The sequence below is a fragment of the Streptomyces sp. NPDC002328 genome (assembly GCF_042890065.1).
In the GTDB taxonomy this organism is placed as follows: Bacteria; Actinomycetota; Actinomycetes; order Streptomycetales; family Streptomycetaceae; genus Streptomyces.
In genome coordinates this window covers 53,220-68,437 of the sequence record NZ_JBIARQ010000003.1, presented here as the reverse complement: position 1 = coordinate 68,437, position 15,218 = coordinate 53,220, and the positions used below count along the sequence as shown (strand labels likewise).

The 15,218-nt window shown below is 72.9% G+C and carries 15 protein-coding genes; 8 read left to right on the top strand and 7 right to left on the bottom strand.

All coding sequences use genetic code 11. The annotated features are described in order from the left end of the window. Positions 1 to 96: 96 nt before the first annotated feature. Entirely contained in the window at positions 97 to 1,125 is a 1,029-nt protein-coding gene (locus ACFYX4_RS09995) for an SGNH/GDSL hydrolase family protein (RefSeq protein ID WP_389328873.1), read from the bottom strand. A gap of 150 nt (positions 1,126 to 1,275) precedes the next feature. On the opposite strand from ACFYX4_RS09995, the gene ACFYX4_RS09990 reads away from it, so the two are divergent. Further along, positions 1,276 to 2,664 (top strand): cystathionine beta-synthase, encoded by a 1,389-nt coding sequence (locus ACFYX4_RS09990; protein ID WP_389328870.1) that lies wholly within the window; start codon positions 1,276 to 1,278, stop codon positions 2,662 to 2,664. Between the two features lie 417 nt (positions 2,665 to 3,081). Here ACFYX4_RS09990 and ACFYX4_RS09985 read toward each other — a convergent pair whose 3' ends face one another. Then, positions 3,082 to 3,513, bottom strand: coding sequence for a hypothetical protein (locus tag ACFYX4_RS09985; RefSeq protein WP_389330192.1), 432 nt, complete (start codon positions 3,511 to 3,513; stop codon positions 3,082 to 3,084). A gap of 203 nt (positions 3,514 to 3,716) precedes the next feature. On the opposite strand from ACFYX4_RS09985, the gene ACFYX4_RS09980 reads away from it, so the two are divergent. Together ACFYX4_RS09980 and ACFYX4_RS09975 are read left to right on the top strand one after the other, a co-directional pair. Then, a complete protein-coding gene (locus ACFYX4_RS09980; protein ID WP_389328868.1) occupies positions 3,717 to 4,559 on the top strand; it encodes a MurR/RpiR family transcriptional regulator in 843 nt (280 codons plus the stop codon). A gap of 103 nt (positions 4,560 to 4,662) precedes the next feature. After that, complete coding sequence (locus tag ACFYX4_RS09975) at positions 4,663 to 5,256, top strand: hypothetical protein (protein WP_389328865.1); 594 nt, start codon at positions 4,663 to 4,665, stop codon at positions 5,254 to 5,256. A 49-nt stretch (positions 5,257 to 5,305) separates the two neighbouring features. Here ACFYX4_RS09975 and ACFYX4_RS09970 read toward each other — a convergent pair whose 3' ends face one another. From ACFYX4_RS09970 to ACFYX4_RS09955, 4 genes are read right to left on the bottom strand one after another with little or no spacing between them, the layout of a single operon-like run. Next, positions 5,306 to 5,680, bottom strand: coding sequence for a hypothetical protein (locus tag ACFYX4_RS09970; protein ID WP_389328862.1), 375 nt, complete (start codon positions 5,678 to 5,680; stop codon positions 5,306 to 5,308). Then, a complete protein-coding gene (locus ACFYX4_RS09965) occupies positions 5,656 to 6,270 on the bottom strand; it encodes a roadblock/LC7 domain-containing protein (protein WP_389328859.1) in 615 nt (204 codons plus the stop codon). Before ACFYX4_RS09965 ends, ACFYX4_RS09970 begins: the two co-directional genes overlap by 25 nt. 34 nt (positions 6,271 to 6,304) lie before the next feature. After that, positions 6,305 to 7,129 carry a transcriptional regulator gene (locus ACFYX4_RS09960; protein WP_389328856.1) on the bottom strand — a complete coding sequence of 275 codons (825 nt, stop codon included), beginning with the start codon at positions 7,127 to 7,129 and terminating at the stop codon, positions 6,305 to 6,307. Further along, entirely contained in the window at positions 7,126 to 7,515 is a 390-nt protein-coding gene (locus tag ACFYX4_RS09955; protein ID WP_389328853.1) for a hypothetical protein, read from the bottom strand. Before ACFYX4_RS09955 ends, ACFYX4_RS09960 begins: the two co-directional genes overlap by 4 nt. A gap of 440 nt (positions 7,516 to 7,955) precedes the next feature. On the opposite strand from ACFYX4_RS09955, the gene hutU reads away from it, so the two are divergent. From hutU to hutI, 4 genes are all read left to right on the top strand, one after another. After that, positions 7,956 to 9,617 carry a urocanate hydratase gene (gene hutU, locus ACFYX4_RS09950; protein WP_389328850.1) on the top strand — a complete coding sequence of 554 codons (1,662 nt, stop codon included), beginning with the start codon at positions 7,956 to 7,958 and terminating at the stop codon, positions 9,615 to 9,617. A 65-nt stretch (positions 9,618 to 9,682) separates the two neighbouring features. Next, on the top strand, positions 9,683 to 10,888 hold the full coding sequence (locus ACFYX4_RS09945; RefSeq protein ID WP_389330189.1) for an allantoate amidohydrolase: 1,206 nt from the start codon (positions 9,683 to 9,685) through the stop codon (positions 10,886 to 10,888). Further along, positions 10,885 to 12,234 (top strand): formimidoylglutamate deiminase, encoded by a 1,350-nt coding sequence (locus ACFYX4_RS09940; RefSeq protein ID WP_389328847.1) that lies wholly within the window; start codon positions 10,885 to 10,887, stop codon positions 12,232 to 12,234. Before ACFYX4_RS09945 ends, ACFYX4_RS09940 begins: the two co-directional genes overlap by 4 nt. Further along, positions 12,231 to 13,505 carry an imidazolonepropionase gene (gene hutI / locus ACFYX4_RS09935; protein WP_389328844.1) on the top strand — a complete coding sequence of 425 codons (1,275 nt, stop codon included), beginning with the start codon at positions 12,231 to 12,233 and terminating at the stop codon, positions 13,503 to 13,505. Before ACFYX4_RS09940 ends, hutI begins: the two co-directional genes overlap by 4 nt. Positions 13,506 to 13,625: 120 nt before the next feature. On the opposite strand, the gene ACFYX4_RS09930 is transcribed toward hutI, so the two are convergent. Next, a complete protein-coding gene (locus tag ACFYX4_RS09930; protein ID WP_389328841.1) occupies positions 13,626 to 14,543 on the bottom strand; it encodes an RNA polymerase sigma factor SigF in 918 nt (305 codons plus the stop codon). Between the two features lie 236 nt (positions 14,544 to 14,779). Here ACFYX4_RS09930 and ACFYX4_RS09925 point away from each other — a divergent pair, with 236 nt between their 5' ends. Further along, positions 14,780 to 15,163 carry an STAS domain-containing protein gene (locus ACFYX4_RS09925; protein WP_389328838.1) on the top strand — a complete coding sequence of 128 codons (384 nt, stop codon included), beginning with the start codon at positions 14,780 to 14,782 and terminating at the stop codon, positions 15,161 to 15,163. Positions 15,164 to 15,218 lie beyond the last annotated feature (55 nt).

Below are 15,218 nucleotides of genomic sequence, written 5' to 3'. Positions count from 1 at the left end.
GTCGATGTGACCCTGACCGCAGTTTTCTAAGCGCTTGCTTTTTCCGGTCCGGGGGCGGAGCCACCAGCAGGCACTCAGGGGGCGGTCAGGGCGCGGTCACGGGGACGGGGAGAGCGGGGTGGGCTCTGCTTCCTGGACCCTGCGGCGGCGGCGTCGCTTCAGGAGGGCCCATGGGCCCCGCGGCCCCGTCGGCATCGCTGCCGTGACCTCCGTGCCCGCCTCCGCCGCCGCCTCCGCCGCGGCCCGGGCCACCGGCAGGAAACCCTCGCGGCGGGAGACGTCCGGCCGCTCCTCCTCCGCCGGCCACAGGCCGAGCGCCGCGCACACCGTCGGCAGCACCGCCATCGCCGCCGTCGCGTACCCCTCCGCCGAGGGGTGGTAGTGGTCGGGCCCGAACAGCTCCCGCGGGTTCGCCTCGAACTCCGGTCCGAGCAGATCGCCCAGCGACACCGTACGGCCGCCCTGCTCGACCGTGCCGATCGTCTGGGCGGCCGCCAGCTGGCGTGAGGCGCGTCTGGCCAGCCAGCGCAGGGGCTGGCCGACCGGCTCGATCGTGCCCAGGTCGGGACAGGTCCCGACGACCACCTCCGCGCCCGCGGTGCGCAGCCGCCGTACCGCCGCCGCGAGATGCCGCACCGAACGGGTCGCCGGCATGCGGTGGGTGACGTCGTTCGCACCGATCATGATCACGCAGACGTCGGGCACCCGGTCCGTGTCGCCCACGACAAGCGCCACCTGCCGGTCGAGGTCGTCGGACTGCGCGCCGGGCAGCGCCACGTTCCGCAGCTTCACCGGCCGCTCCGCCACCGCCGCCAGCCCCGACGCCAGCAGCGCGCCCGGCGTCTGCCCCGCCCGGTGCACCCCCTGTCCCGCCGCCGTGGAGTCGCCGAGCAGCGTCAGCCGCAGCGCCTCCACGCCGGGGACCGCGTAGGCCCTGCCGTACAGGCCGCCCGCCTGCGGCACCCGGGGGTTCGCCCCGTTGCCGTTGACGTGGCGCCGCGCGAGTTGCGCCTCCGCCACGAGCAGCCCGACCACCGCCGCCCCGGCCAGCCCGATCCCGCCTCCGCCGTAGGCCGCGCCGGCCGCGATGCGCCGGGCCGCCCTCGCCCTGGACATGCTCGTCATCCCTCGACGCCACCTCCTCGTGTCCGTACACCCACTCCTTGCCCCGTACGGACCGTCGGCCAATCTCGACGGGGAGTGAACGTGCTGACCGGGCCGTAGGCTGGCGGGACCACTACGACAACAGTCTTTGCAAGCAACCGGAGACCAACGGTGCAATTCCACGACTCGATGATCAGCCTCGTCGGCAACACCCCGCTGCTCAGGCTCAACAACGTCACCAAGGGCATCCAGGCCACCGTCCTGGCCAAGGTGGAGTACTTCAACCCGGGCGGTTCCGTGAAGGACCGCATCGCGCTGCGCATGATCGAGGCGGCCGAGCAGAGCGGGGAGCTCGAGCCTGGGGGGACCATCGTCGAGCCGACCAGCGGCAACACCGGCGTGGGGCTGGCCATCGTGGCGCAGCAGAAGGGGTACAAGTGCATCTTCGTGTGCCCCGACAAGGTGAGCACCGACAAGATCAACGTACTGCGCGCCTACGGCGCCGAGGTCGTCGTCTGCCCCACCGCCGTGGACCCCGAGCACCCGGACTCGTACTACAACGTCTCCGACCGGCTGGTGCGCGAGACGCCGGGCGCGTGGAAGCCCGACCAGTACTCCAACCCCAACAACCCGCTCTCCCACTACCACTCCACCGGCCCGGAGCTGTGGGAGCAGACGGAGGGGCGGATCACGCACTTCGTGGCGGGCGTCGGCACCGGCGGCACCATCTCCGGCACCGGCCGCTATCTGAAGGACGCCAGCGACGGCAAGGTGCAGGTCGTCGGCGCCGACCCCGAGGGCTCCGTCTACTCGGGCGGCTCGGGCCGGCCGTACCTCGTCGAGGGGGTCGGTGAGGACTTCTGGCCGACCGCCTACGACCGGACCGTGGCCGACGAGATCGTGCCGGTGTCCGACAAGGACTCCTTCCAGATGACCCGCCGGCTGGCCAAGGAGGAGGGCCTGCTCGTCGGCGGTTCCTGCGGCATGGCCGTCGTCGCGGCGCTGCGCGTCGCCGAGCGGCTCGGCCCGGACGACGTGGTCGTCGTCCTGCTGCCCGACAGCGGCCGCGGCTACCTCAGCAAGATCTTCAACGACGAGTGGATGGCCGACTACGGCTTCCTGGAGGACGAGGGCCCCAGCGCCCGCGTCGCCGACGTCCTCAGCGACAAGGCGCACGGCGCCATGCCCTCCCTCGTGCACATGCACCCGGAGGAGACGGTCGGTCAGGCGATCGAGGTGCTGCGCGAGTACGGCGTCTCGCAGATGCCCGTCGTCAAGCCCGGCGCGGGTCACCCGGACGTCATGGCCGCCGAGGTCGTCGGCTCGGTCGTCGAACGCGAGCTGCTGGACGCCCTGTTCAACAAGAAGGCCTCGCTCGACGACCCGCTGGAGAAGCACATGTCCGCCCCGCTGCCGCAGGTCGGCTCCGGTGAGCCGGTCGGCGACCTGATGTCCGTGCTGGGCGCGGCGGACGCGGCGATCGTCCTCGTCGAGGGCAAGCCCAGCGGCGTCGTCAGCCGCCAGGACCTGCTGGCGTTCCTGGCCAAGGGCGGGAAGTGACGTCCGAGCGGCTTCGGTGACTTCCTGGCCCCGGACCCGGGAACGGCGGGGAAACCTGCGGTGAACCGCCGTCCCGGGCGGTGAACTTCCGTTTGCCTACCGAATCGGTGGACTTCGCGGAAGTGGTACGAGGGCGTCACGTCCGCGCAGCACACGCTTAACACGGGCCGGGCACAGTAGTGGGTGTCGGCAGGGGTGGGAGCGGCTCCCCGCCCTCGCCGGCACCGAAACGGCGTCACGGACCTCCGGAGCGGCTCCCGGACCTCCACCGACGCCCTGGACGCGGGGGCCCGGCCTGACCCGGCCCGCGTCGTCCCTCGCGGGGACCGCCGTCGTCCCGCCCCCCGGTGACGGGGGTGCGGCGGTCCCCGCGCACAATTTCCCGTACGCGCGCCGGCGCGAGTTCCCGCCGGGCGCTCACTCCTCCCAGTCGCCGTCCCGCCGCGAACGTCCGCGGGGGCGTCCGCCGAACAGGCCCGGGTTGGTGCGGGCGGCCTGGACCGCGTTCACGCCGACGATGCCCACCCACGAGGCGATCAGACCCGGCAGCTGCGCGGTGCCCGCGCCGATCGCCGACAGCGGGACCGCCAGCACCAGCGACACGATGCCGAAGCCGAAGCGCTCGCCCCACGAGTCCGTCGCCTTGGACGTACGGCCGTCGCGGACCGTCGCCATCTGCTGCTCGGCGAACTGACGGCGCACTCGGCGCTCCACCACGCCGTCGATCCGCTGGTCGACCTTCTCCAGGAACGAGTCCACGAGCGCGGACTCGTACTCCTCGCCCAGCTCCCTGCGCGCCTGGAGGGCGGCGTCGAGCTCCTTCTTCAGCTCGGTGTCCCGTGCGTCCATCGTGGTCTCCCGTCCCGTCATGCCGTCAACGGTAGAAAGCCGTTGCGCCGGCCGCACTGGGGGTAGCCCCCGTCTTCACCCGGGGGAGCGCCGAATCGTCAGCGTCCGGATTCCCGTCCGGATCCCCGTCCGGGCCCCTCGCCCTTGCCTGGCTGTATAGAGTCATGCAGAGTTCTGAGTAGGTGAATAGAGGGGTAGCGGGCATGGATGTGACGGACAGTCCCGCCGGGCGGCTTCAGGCGCTCTTCGAGGGGCATCGGCTGACCCCGACCCAGCGGCGCATCGCGCACAGCATGGTGCGGCGCGCCGCCGACGTGCCGTTCCTCTCCAGCGTCGAGCTCGCCGAACTCGCCGGGGTCAGCCAGCCCTCCGTCACCCGGTTCGCGGTCGCCCTCGGCTTCGACGGCTACCCCGCCCTGCGCAAGCACCTGCGCGAGGTCGCGCCCGCCGAACAGCCCGCGGGCGCCGTCCCGTTCAACGAGTACCAGCAGGCCGTCGAGGCCGAGATCGAGAACCTGCGGCATCTGGCGGAGGTGCTCGCCGACCCGCGGCCGGTGGAGCGGGCGGGACGGCTGCTCGCCGCCTCGCGCCCGCTGCCGGTGCTCGGGCTGCGGGCCGCCGCCGCCCAGGCGTACGGCTTCGCGTACTTCGCGGGCAAGGTCCACCCGGACGTGCGGCTGCTGCACGAGGGCGGCACCATGCTGCACGACCGGGTCGACGCCGCCGTGCACGCCGGCGCGACCGCCCTGCTCTGCTTCGCGCTGCCGCGCCACCCCCGTGAGGTCGTCGACGCCCTCGCCTACGCCAAGGAGGCCGGGCTGACCGTGGTGACGGTCGCCGACTCCGCCTTCGCGCCGGTCGCCAAGGTCTCCGACCTGCTGCTGCCGGCCGCCGTCGGCACCGGGCTCGCCTTCGACACGGCGTGCGCGCCTATGCTGCTCGGGCGGGTGCTGCTGGAGGCCATGTGCGACGGCCTGCCGGGGGCGCAGGCGCGGCTGGAGGAGTTCGACGCGAAGGCGGCGGCGCGCGGGCTGTTCGTGGAGTGACGACGCGGTGACGCCGTTCTCATGACCGTCTCACGTTCGCTCGCTAATCTGCTCGACCAGCGGCCCACGGAAGGTGAGTTGCCGGGCGACGAGGAGGCGGAACGTGACACGCGGGGATCGCAGGGCGCAAGGTCTGGCCCGGGTGGCCGTCGTCGTACGAGCGGGCGCGGCGCCCCTGTGGTGGTGCGGGGTGATCGCGGCGGGCGTCGGCGTCCTGCCGTCCGGCTTCACGGGCCGGCGGATCGGGGTGCTGACCGGGGCGGCGCTGTTCCTCGTCGCCGCGGCGGTGGTGGCGCTGGTGCGCCGGGGACGGTACACGGGCCTCGCGCACGGCGCGGTCCGCGCGGCCCGGCACGACGTCCTCCAGGACCGCGGGGTGACCGTACGGGTCTGGCGTCGCGGGCACCGCTGGTGGCTGCTGCTCGCCTTCGCCGCCGCGCTGGGCAGCGCGTTCGCCGTGCCGGCCGCGGGCGGCATGCTGCTCGCCGGGTGCGGGGCGGGGCTGTGGCTGAAGGCCGCGTGGCTCGGGCGGCGGGAGCGGGCCGAGGACGCTTTGCTGTGGGTGCGGGTCGACCGGCTCGCCGCGAACGGCGGCCGACCGGCCGGTAAGTCGGTCGAGGCCTACCGCAGTACGGGCATCGCGGCGGGCGACGCGGCCCCCGGTGGAGCGCGCCGCCGCACCGCGGCACTCGTTTAGGGCGTTCAGGGCCTGTCCGGCGGATCATGCCCTGGGCGCTGCGCGCCGCTCACACCTCCAGCTCCTCCTCGATCTTGCGGAGCTGGTGGCGGGCCATCGCCAGGTTGGCGCGCTTGGCGTCCAGGACCAGGTAGAGGAAGAGCCCGTTGCCGCCGCGACCGCTGATCAGACGGATCAGGTGGTACTGGTCGGACAGCGTGATCAGGATGTCCTCGATCTGCGCCTTCAGCCCGAGGTGCTCCATGGTGCGCATCTTGGCGCGCACCACGTCGGTGTTGCCGGCGGCCGCCACGTTGAGGTCGAAGGTCTTGCCGCCGCCCAACGTGCCCAGCGCCATGCCGCTGGTGTAGTCGACGAGCGCGACGCCGTTGGCGCCCTCGATCACGGCCAGGGCTTCCTTCAGCGCGGTTTCGGTGTTGGCCATGGGTGGATCTCCTCGTTTTCTCTGATCTCTGGCTTCTGACTGTTCTGGCTGTGCTGACTGTTCTGGCTGTGCTGACTGTTCTGGCTGTGCTGGCCGTGTTGGCTGGTCTGACCGTGTTGGCCGTGTTGGCTGTTCTGGCCCTGCTGGCTGTTGTTCTGGCGGCGCGGGCCCCTGCCGCGCGGGGGCGCCGCCTGCCCCGTCGTCGCCGTCGGAGCGGGGGGCCCGGCGTCGACGAGCTCCCCGATGCGGGCGCCGGCCCGGCGGGCCTCCAGATGCAGCCGGCCGACGTTGACGCGGTCCTGCGCGAGCACCGTCAGGACGGCGCTCTTGCCCGCCGCGTACGTGGCGACATAGCCGTACATCCCGCGGACGAGCAGCTCGCGGAAGTCGCCCTGCCCGGTCGCGTCCGCCATCCGCACCGCCACGCCGAGCGCCGTGGCGGTGAGCGCGGCCACGCCCTCCGGCTCCACGCCCGGCGTGTCGTGTGCCAGGACGAGCCCGTCCACACCCGCCGCGAGCGCCCCGGTCAGCTGGGGCACGCGGGCCCGCAGCCGCCGCAGCTCGGCGCGTATCTCGGGCTCCGCCGCCATCAGCTCGCTCCTCTCGGCACGAGGTCGCTGCCGTTCAAAGGGCCTCCAGCGCATCCCTGAGCCTCTTCAGCAGGGTGATGTCGGGGTCGTTCACACGGGGCAGTGCCGGGCCCCGCGGGGGGAGCGGTGCGGGCGGCGGGAACTGGGCGGTCAGCAGCCCCGCCGCGGCCAGCCGCCGGACGTCCACGAGCGTCGAGAAGGCCTGCCGGCCCAGCTCGCGGGCGATGTCCGTCGCGGTGCGCACCCCGTCCACCAGCGCCAGCACCGCGCGCTGCCGGGCGGTGAGCCCCGGGGCGGCGACGGGCTCGGCCGGCAGCAGCGGCGCGCTGTCCGGCAGCGGGTCCGGCCACAGACGGTCCAGCAGCTCACGGCGGCGCAGCGTCTCGCGCTCCACCGCCGCCACCGGCACCGGCCGCAGGACGCCGAACCAGTGCCCGGTGCCGTACCGGAAACGGCCCGGCGTGCTGCTCGGGGCGAGGGCGAAGTACGCGGCGTCGTACAGCGCCCCCATTTGGCACAGCTCCAGCGCGCCCCGGCTGATCCGGCCGGCCTCCAGCAGCAGCCCGGCGGCGCCGCGCTCCTCGTCGGCCCCCTCCACGGCCGCCCGCCAGACGCCGGGATCGACCGTGCCGTGGGTCAGGAGCAGCACCTCCAGTCCCGGGGAGAGCGGGCTCTCGGCGTGCACCACCCAGCCGTCGGCCAGGTAGATCGCGCCGCGTTCGCGCTCCAGGACGCCGGTGGCGCGCTCGGCGGCGAGCCGGGTCAGCATGGGCGAGACCCCGCCGCCCGCGCGGTCCCGGGCCGCCGTCTTGTCGCGCACCGGAAGCCGGGGCGGCGGCGTGGTGCCCACGACCGTCATCCCAGCACCAGCCGTCCGGCCATCTCGCCCAGCCGAATCCGGGCCAGGGCGAGATTGCCGTCCGACCGGGCCAGCCACACGTGCAGGAACACGCTGCTGTCGAAGGACGTCGGCACGAACCGCAGGACGTGGTAGCTGTCCCGGTTGCTGATGATCAGGTCTTCCACCGGGGGGTCGGCGTCCGCGTCCGCCTCGGGGGTGAACGCCCGCTGCTCGGCCGTGAGCCGCGCGACCTCCGCGGCCTCGGCCGCCGCGGTCTCGTGGTCACCGCCCGGGAACTCCCCGACCGCGCCCAGGGCCAGCCCGCTGGTCCAGTCGACCAGCGCGGCCCCCCGGGCTCCGGGCAGGCGCATGGCCTCCAGGAGGCACTCGTCGATTCCGGGCACCGTTGGCTCCCCTCCCGCCTGCGGTTCGGTTGAGTGAGGAAGAAGCTACGCAACGTGTCCGCGTGTGGGGAGTCTTCTGGCATTTTCCAGCGGAACATGCGACCGGATGACTAGGGTGGGTCGACTGAGCCCGTTTTCTCCCCGCCTGTTCTGCGCGACGCGCGACGGCCGTGGGGCTGCCTGTTCAACAGCGCGCCCGGGGGTGCGCGTCACGGGCGTGCGGGTGTGGCGGGGGTGGCGGGGGCGGTGTCGTGCGCCCCCCGGCTGTCGAGTGGCTGTCACGTGACTGTCGAGTGGCTCCTTCCGGTGTCGGCGGCCTCGTCGTGCCCCCGTGCTGTTGACTAGCCCTATTCAGACGGCCAGGATGTGAATAGAGACAACAACACTCCGCCGGGGCCGCCCGTCCGCCCCGTCCGCCCCCATCCGCAAGGAGGCCGACCATGTCAGGACCCCGCCCCGTACGAGCGCCCCGCGGTACGGAACTGAGCGCCCTGGGATGGCAGCAGGAAGCCGCCCTGCGGATGCTGCACAACAACCTCGACCCCGAGGTCGCCGAACACCCCGACAAGCTCGTCGTCTACGGCGGCACCGGCAAGGCGGCCCGCGACTGGCGCTCCTTCGACGCGATGGTCCGCACCCTGCGCACCCTCAAGCAGGACGAGACCATGCTGGTCCAGTCCGGCCGCCCGGTCGGCGTCATGCAGACCCACGAGTGGGCCCCGCGCGTCCTCATCGCCAACTCCAACCTCGTCGGCGACTGGGCCAACTGGGAGGAGTTCCGCCGCCTGGAACAGCTCGGCCTGACCATGTACGGCCAGATGACCGCCGGTTCCTGGATCTACATCGGCACCCAGGGCATCCTCCAGGGCACCTACGAGACCTTCGCCGCCGTCGCCGCCAAGAAGTTCGGCGGGACCCTCGCCGGCACCATCACCCTCACGGCCGGCCTCGGCGGCATGGGCGGCGCCCAGCCGCTCGCCGTGACCATGAACGACGGCGTCGCGATCTGTATCGACTGCGACCCCCGGGCGATCGAGCGCCGCATCGAGCACCGCTACCTCGACGTACGGGCCGACTCGCTCGACCACGCCCTGCGACTGGCCGTCGAGGCGCGCGACGCCCGCCGCCCGCTGTCCATCGGCGTCCTCGGCAACGCCGCCGAACTGGTCCCGCGGCTCCTCGCCATGGGCGCCCCGATCGACATCGTCACCGACCAGACCTCGGCCCACGACCCGCTGGCCTACCTGCCCACCGGGACCGCCTTCGAGGACATGGCCGACGCCGCCAAGGACCCGGCCGGCTTCACCGCCCGCGCGCGTGAGTCGATGGCACGGCACGTCGAGGCGATGGTCGGCTTCATGGACGCCGGCGCCGAGGTCTTCGACTACGGCAACTCCATCCGCGGCGAGGCTCAACTCGCCGGATACGAGCGGGCGTTCGCCTTCCCCGGCTTCGTCCCCGCCTACATCCGCCCGCTGTTCTGCGAGGGCAAGGGCCCCTTCCGCTGGGCGGCCCTGTCGGGCGAGGCCTCCGACATCGCCAAGACCGACAAGGCGATCCTCGACCTCTTCCCCGAGAACGAGTCCCTGGCCCGCTGGATCAAGCTCGCCGGTGAACGCGTCCACTTCCAGGGGCTGCCCGCCCGTATCTGCTGGCTCGGCTACGGCGAGCGGGACCGGGCGGGCGAGCGGTTCAACGACATGGTCGCGAGCGGTGAGCTGGCCGCGCCGCTGGCGATCGGCCGCGACCACCTCGACTGCGGTTCGGTGGCCTCGCCGTACCGCGAGACCGAGGCCATGCTCGACGGCTCCGACGCGATCGCCGACTGGCCGCTGCTGAACGCCATGGTGAACGTGGCGTCGGGCGCGTCCTGGGTCTCGCTCCACCACGGCGGCGGGGTCGGCATGGGGCGGTCCATCCACGCGGGGCAGGTGTCCGTGGCCGACGGCACGAAGCTCGCGGGCGAGAAGATCCGGCGGGTGCTGACCAACGACCCCGGGATGGGCGTCATCCGGCACGTCGACGCCGGCTACGACATCGCGGAGTCGGTCGCGGACGAGCGGGGCGTGCGGGTGCCCATGCGTGAGGGTGATCCGGCGTGACGAAGAGCGGAGACTCTCGGGCGGGCGCGGAGGCAGGGGCGCGGGGTGGGGGCTCCTTTTTGGGGATGTGGCGGGAGTTGGCTCCTGTCGGGCGGCATGCCGGGTCGCGTGGGTATCGGCGGTATGCCTGGACCGGTGCCGACGTCGAGTGCCGGGAATGGTTCCGGGCGCAGGCCGAGGCGCGGGGGCTGGTGTACGAGGTCGACCGCAACGGCAACCAGTGGGCCTGGCTCGGGGATCCCGCCGCCGGGGACGCCGTCGTCACCGGGTCGCATCTCGACTCCGTGCCCGACGGCGGCGCCTTCGACGGCCCCCTAGGCGTCGTGTCCTCCTTCGCCGCGCTCGACGAACTGCGCGGCAGGAACGCCCGGTTGGACAAGCCCCTCGCCATCGTCAACTTCGGCGACGAGGAAGGCGCCCGCTTCGGTCTCGCCTGCGTCGGCTCCCGGCTCGCCGCCGGACACCTCACCGTCGAGCAGGCGCACCGTCTGACCGACGCCGACGGCGTCACGCTCCCGCGCGCCATGGAGGCCGCCGGCTACGACCCCGACGCCATCGGGCCGGACCCGGAACGGCTCGCCCGCATCGGCGCGTTCGTCGAGCTGCACGTCGAGCAGGGCCGGGCCCTCGACCTCAGCGGCGACCCGGTCGGCATCGCCGGCGCCATCTGGCCGCACGGCCGCTGGCGGTTCGACTTCCGGGGCGAGGCCAACCACGCCGGCACCACCCGGCTGGCGGACCGGCGCGACCCGATGCTCCCGTACGCCGAGACCGTCCTCGCCGCCCGCCGCGAGGCACGACTCGCCGGGGCCGTCGCCACCTTCGGCAAGATCGCCGTGGAGCCCAACGGCGTCAACGCCATCCCCTCCCTGGTGCGCGGCTGGCTCGACTCCCGCGCCGCCGACCAGACGAGCCTCGACCAGGTGCTCGCCGGCGTCGAGAAGGCGGCCCGCGAGCACGCCGCGGCCCACGGCGTCGATCTCGACGTCGTCCGCGAGTCGTTCACGCCCGTCGTCGAGTTCGACCACGCCCTGCGTGACGAACTCGCCCGCATCCTGGGCGAGGCGGCGCCCGACCTCGACGTCCCCGTCCTGGGCACCGGCGCCGGACACGACGCCGGGATCCTCTCGGGGAGCGTCCCGACCGCCATGCTGTTCGTGCGCAACCCCACGGGCGTCTCGCACTCCCCGGCCGAGCACGCCGCCGAGGACGACTGCGTGGCCGGGGTCCGCGCGCTCGCCGACGTACTGGAAGGGCTGGCCCGCACGTGACCCCCACACAGCCGACACGCACGTACTGGCTGGAGCACGCCTGGCTCGACACCCACGTCGAGCCGGGCGTCGCCCTGGAGACGCGGGACGGCCGCATCACCGCCGTCCGCACGGACACCCCCGCCCCGCCGCCCGGCGCGGAGGTGCTGCGCGGCCTCACCCTGCCCGGCCTGGCCAACGCCCACAGCCACGCCTTCCACCGCGCCCTGCGCGGCACCGTCCAGGTCGGCTCCGGGACCTTCTGGACCTGGCGCGAGGTCATGTACTCCGTGGCCGACCGGCTGAACCCGGAGACCTACCACCGGCTCGCCCGCGCGGTGTACGCCGAGATGGCCCTCGCCGGCATCACCGCCGTGGGCGAGTTCCACTACGTGCACCACGCCCCCGGCGGCGTCCCCTACGCCGACCCCAACGCGATGGGCGAGGCCCTCATCGAGGCCGCCGCCGACGCCGGCATCCGCATCACCCTCCTCGACACCGCGTACTTCTCCTCCGGCTTCGGACAGCCGCCCGACGCCCACCAGCTCCGCTTCTCCGACGGCGGCGCGGACGCCTGGGCCGAACGCTGTTCACTTCTCAAGGAACGGGATCACGCGCGGATCGGCGCCGCCGTCCACTCCGTACGAGCCGTGCCCGCCGACCAGTTGGCGACCGTCGCCCGGTGGGCGGAGGAGCGCGGGGCGCCGCTGCACGTGCACCTGTCCGAGCAGACCGCCGAGAACGACGCCTGCCGCGAGGCCCATGGGTGCACCCCGACACAGCTCCTCGCCGAGCACGGCGTCCTCGGCCGGCGCACGACCGGCGTCCACAACACCCACCTCACCGACGAGGACATAGCCCTCCTCGGCCGCTCCGGCACCGGCACCTGCATGTGCCCGACGACCGAACGGGACCTCGCCGACGGCATCGGCCCCGCCGTCGCGCTCCAGAAGGCCGGCTCGCCGCTCTCCCTCGGCTCCGACAGCCACGCCGTGATCGACCTGCTGGAAGAAGCCCGCGCGATGGAGCTGAACGAGCGCCTGCGCACCCGCACCCGCGGCCACTGGACCGCCGCCGCCCTGCTGCGCGCCGCCTCGGTCGACGGTCACGCGGCCCTAGGCCGGGACGACGCGGGCACGCTGGAGGCGGGCGCCGCCGCCGACTTCACGACGATCGCGCTGGACTCGGTCAGGACGGCAGGGCCGCTTCCGCGGCTCGGGGCCGAGACGGCCGTATTCGCCGCGTCGGCAGCGGATGTGTCGCACACGGTCGTGGCAGGTCGTCACGTCGTTCGGGACGGGGTGCACTCCCTGGTGCCGGATGTGCCGCGGGCCCTCGCGGACGCCGTGGCAGCCCTGCGCGGATGACCTTCGTCCCTTCCCCCGAACCCCATCCCACCGCCGACCAGGCCAGCAAGGACGCCATGAGCAACGCGACGACCGTCAGCCCCGCCCACTCCGCGAGCACCGCGAGCACGCTCATCACCGACATCGCCGCCTTGGTCACCAACGACCCCTCCCTGAGTGACAGTTCTCCCCTCGGACTGATCCAGGACGCGGCCGTCGTCATCGAAGGCGACCGCGTCGTGTGGACCGGTGAATCAAGCAAAGCACCCGCCACTGACAATCGGGTCGACGCGGGCGGCCGAGCGGTGATCCCCGGCTTCGTGGACTCCCACTCCCACCTCGTTTTCGCGGGCGACCGCACCGAGGAGTTCAACGCCCGCATGTCGGGCCGTCCCTACTCGGCCGGCGGCATCCGCACCACCGTCGCCGCCACCCGCGCCGCCACCGACGCGGAACTGGAGGCGAACCTCGCCCGTCACCTCACCGAGGCGCTCCGCCAGGGCACCACCACCTTCGAGACGAAGTCCGGCTACGGCCTGACGGTCGAGGACGAGGCCCGCGCCCTGCGCCTGGCCGCCCGCCACACCGACGAGGTCACCTACCTCGGCGCCCACATCGTCGCCCCCGAGCACGCCGACGACCCGGCCGCCTACGTCGCCCTCGTCACCGGCGAGATGCTCGACGCGTGCGCCCCGCACGCCCGCTGGATCGACGTCTTCTGCGAGAAGGGCGCCTTCGACGGCGACCAGGCCCGCGCGATCCTCACCGCGGGCAAGGCCAAGGGACTCCACCCGCGCATCCACGCCAACCAGCTGTCCTACGGCCCCGGCGTCCAGCTCGCCGTGGAACTCGACGCGGCCAGCGCCGACCACTGCACCCACCTCACGGACGCCGACGTGGACGCCCTCGCGAGCGGCGGCACGGTCGCCACGCTGCTGCCCGGGGCCGAGTTCTCCACCCGCGCCGAGTGGCCGGACGCCCGCCGCCTCCTCGACGCCGGCGTCACCGTGGCCCTCTCCACGGACTGCAACCCGGGCTCGTCCTTCACGTCCTCCGTCCCCTTCTGCATCGCGCTGGCCGTGCGGGACATGCGGATGACCCCGGACGAGGCCCTCTGGTCCGCCACGGCGGGCGGAGCGGCGGCCCTGCGCCGCACGGACGTGGGCCGGATCGCCCCCGGGGCCCGCGCCGACCTCGTCCTCCTGGACGCCCCCAGCCACGTCCACCTGGCCTACCGGCCGGGCGTCCCGCTGGTCTCCCAGGTCTGGCGCCGAGGCGTCCGCGTGTCCTGAACCGGCTCCCCGGCCCGTCTCCGGGGGCGTCGGCGCGGACGCGACCGTGCCCGGAACGCCCACTGACGGGCGTCCCGGGCACGAGTGCATGCGGGGAGGTTTTTCAGCGCTGGAGGGAGGTCACTCCTCCAGGGTCAGGCCCTTGCGGAGCCGGACCAGCGTCCGGGAGAGGAGGCGGGAGACGTGCATCTGGGAGATGCCGAGCTCCTCGCCGATCTCCGACTGGGTCAGACCGGCCACGAAGCGCAGGGAGAGGATCTGCCGGTCGCGGGGCGCGAGCTCGGCGATCAGCGGCTTCAGGGACTCGACGTACTCGATGCCCTCGATGCCGTGGTCCTCGTAGCCGATGCGGTCCGCGAGGGCGCCCTCGGTGTCGTCCTCCTCGGGCTGGGCGTCCAGCGAGGCGGCGGTGTAGGCGTTCGAGGCGGCCATGCCCTCGACGACCTGGTCGTTGGAGATGCCGAGGCGCTCCGCCAGCTCGGCCACGGTGGGGGCGCGGTCGAGCTTCTGGGCCAGTTCGTCGCCGGCCTTGGCCAGGTCGAGGCGCAGCTCCTGGAGCCGGCGCGGCACGCGCACCGACCACGAGGTGTCGCGGAAGAAGCGCTTGATCTCGCCGACGATGGTTGGCATCGCGAAGGTGGGGAACTCCACACCCCGGCTGAGCTCGAAGCGGTCGATCGCCTTGATCAGGCCGATGGTGCCGACCTGGATGATGTCCTCCATGGGCTCGCTGCGGGAGCGGAAGCGGGAGGCGGCGAACTTGACCAGCGCGAGGTTCAGCTCGACGAGGGTGTTGCGGACGTACGAGTACTCGTGCGTCCCTTCCTCCAGCGACTCGAGCCGCTCGAAGAGGGTCTTGGACAGGGCGCGTGCGTCGACGGCGCCCACCTCGTCGTACGGGGGGATCTCCGGAAGTCCGGCGAGTGCGTCGGCGGGGTCGGTGCCCGCCTCGAGGGGATTCAGACAGTCCGGAGGGGGTGTCGACGTCGCTTTGTGGGTATGCGGGGCGTCGAGCCGGGGTGACATGATGTCCTCCATCGTTCTCGGCATACGGCTGCCGAAGCCTGTGCGTGCACTGCGGTGTGCGGCGCCTCCAAAGCCGGCCGTGTCGGATACGTGTTCCTCTAGCCCTACCGGCTTTACTCGACCGATCGCAAGTGCGTTCTGGTAGGTTATGTCCGTTTGTGGGTGATTGTTCGGCTGTTGGAGTGCGTATCGAAGGCGTAGTGTTCGAGGGCGTCAGGAAGCAGTCACGACCTCGGGAGAGACACGGCATGGACCGCGGGACGGTCGGCAGCGCACAGTCTGGCCGGCTTCTGGTGGAGGTGCGGGAAGAGGCCTCGAGCGCCGTCGTGACCCCGGCCGGTGAGTTGGATCACCACACGGCCGAATTGTTGCGTGAGCCACTCGACGACTGCCTCGCCAAAGGGTTCAGCCGCCTGGTGGTGGACTGCTCCCGGCTGGAGTTCTGCGACTCCACGGGGCTCAACGTGCTGCTCGGCGCCCGCCTGAAGGCGGAGGCCGCCGGCGGCGGGGTGCACCTCGCGGGCATGCTGCCCGTGGTGGCCCGGGTCTTCGAGATCACCGGTGCGGACGCCGTCTTCACCGTGCACGACACGGTCGAGGCGGCGCTCGTCGACGGCGACGGCGACGGCTGACGCACGGGCGGGCCCGGCGGCCCGGGGGCCCGCCTGTCGCGAGCCCCGACTGTCC

Coding starts and splice junctions, on each gene's coding strand:
- ACFYX4_RS09995 (WP_389328873.1), bottom strand. CDS start 1,125: ATGACGAGCATGTCCAGGGCGAGGGCGGCCCGGCGCATCGCGGCCGGC.
- ACFYX4_RS09985 (WP_389330192.1), bottom strand. CDS start 3,513: ATGGACGCACGGGACACCGAGCTGAAGAAGGAGCTCGACGCCGCCCTC.
- ACFYX4_RS09980 (WP_389328868.1), top strand. CDS start 3,717: ATGGATGTGACGGACAGTCCCGCCGGGCGGCTTCAGGCGCTCTTCGAG.
- ACFYX4_RS09970 (WP_389328862.1), bottom strand. CDS start 5,680: ATGGCCAACACCGAAACCGCGCTGAAGGAAGCCCTGGCCGTGATCGAG.
- ACFYX4_RS09965 (WP_389328859.1), bottom strand. CDS start 6,270: ATGGCGGCGGAGCCCGAGATACGCGCCGAGCTGCGGCGGCTGCGGGCC.
- ACFYX4_RS09960 (WP_389328856.1), bottom strand. CDS start 7,129: ATGACGGTCGTGGGCACCACGCCGCCGCCCCGGCTTCCGGTGCGCGAC.
- hutU (WP_389328850.1), top strand. CDS start 7,956: ATGTCAGGACCCCGCCCCGTACGAGCGCCCCGCGGTACGGAACTGAGC.
- ACFYX4_RS09945 (WP_389330189.1), top strand. CDS start 9,683: ATGTGGCGGGAGTTGGCTCCTGTCGGGCGGCATGCCGGGTCGCGTGGG.
- hutI (WP_389328844.1), top strand. CDS start 12,231: ATGACCTTCGTCCCTTCCCCCGAACCCCATCCCACCGCCGACCAGGCC.
- ACFYX4_RS09930 (WP_389328841.1), bottom strand. CDS start 14,543: ATGGAGGACATCATGTCACCCCGGCTCGACGCCCCGCATACCCACAAA.
- ACFYX4_RS09925 (WP_389328838.1), top strand. CDS start 14,780: ATGGACCGCGGGACGGTCGGCAGCGCACAGTCTGGCCGGCTTCTGGTG.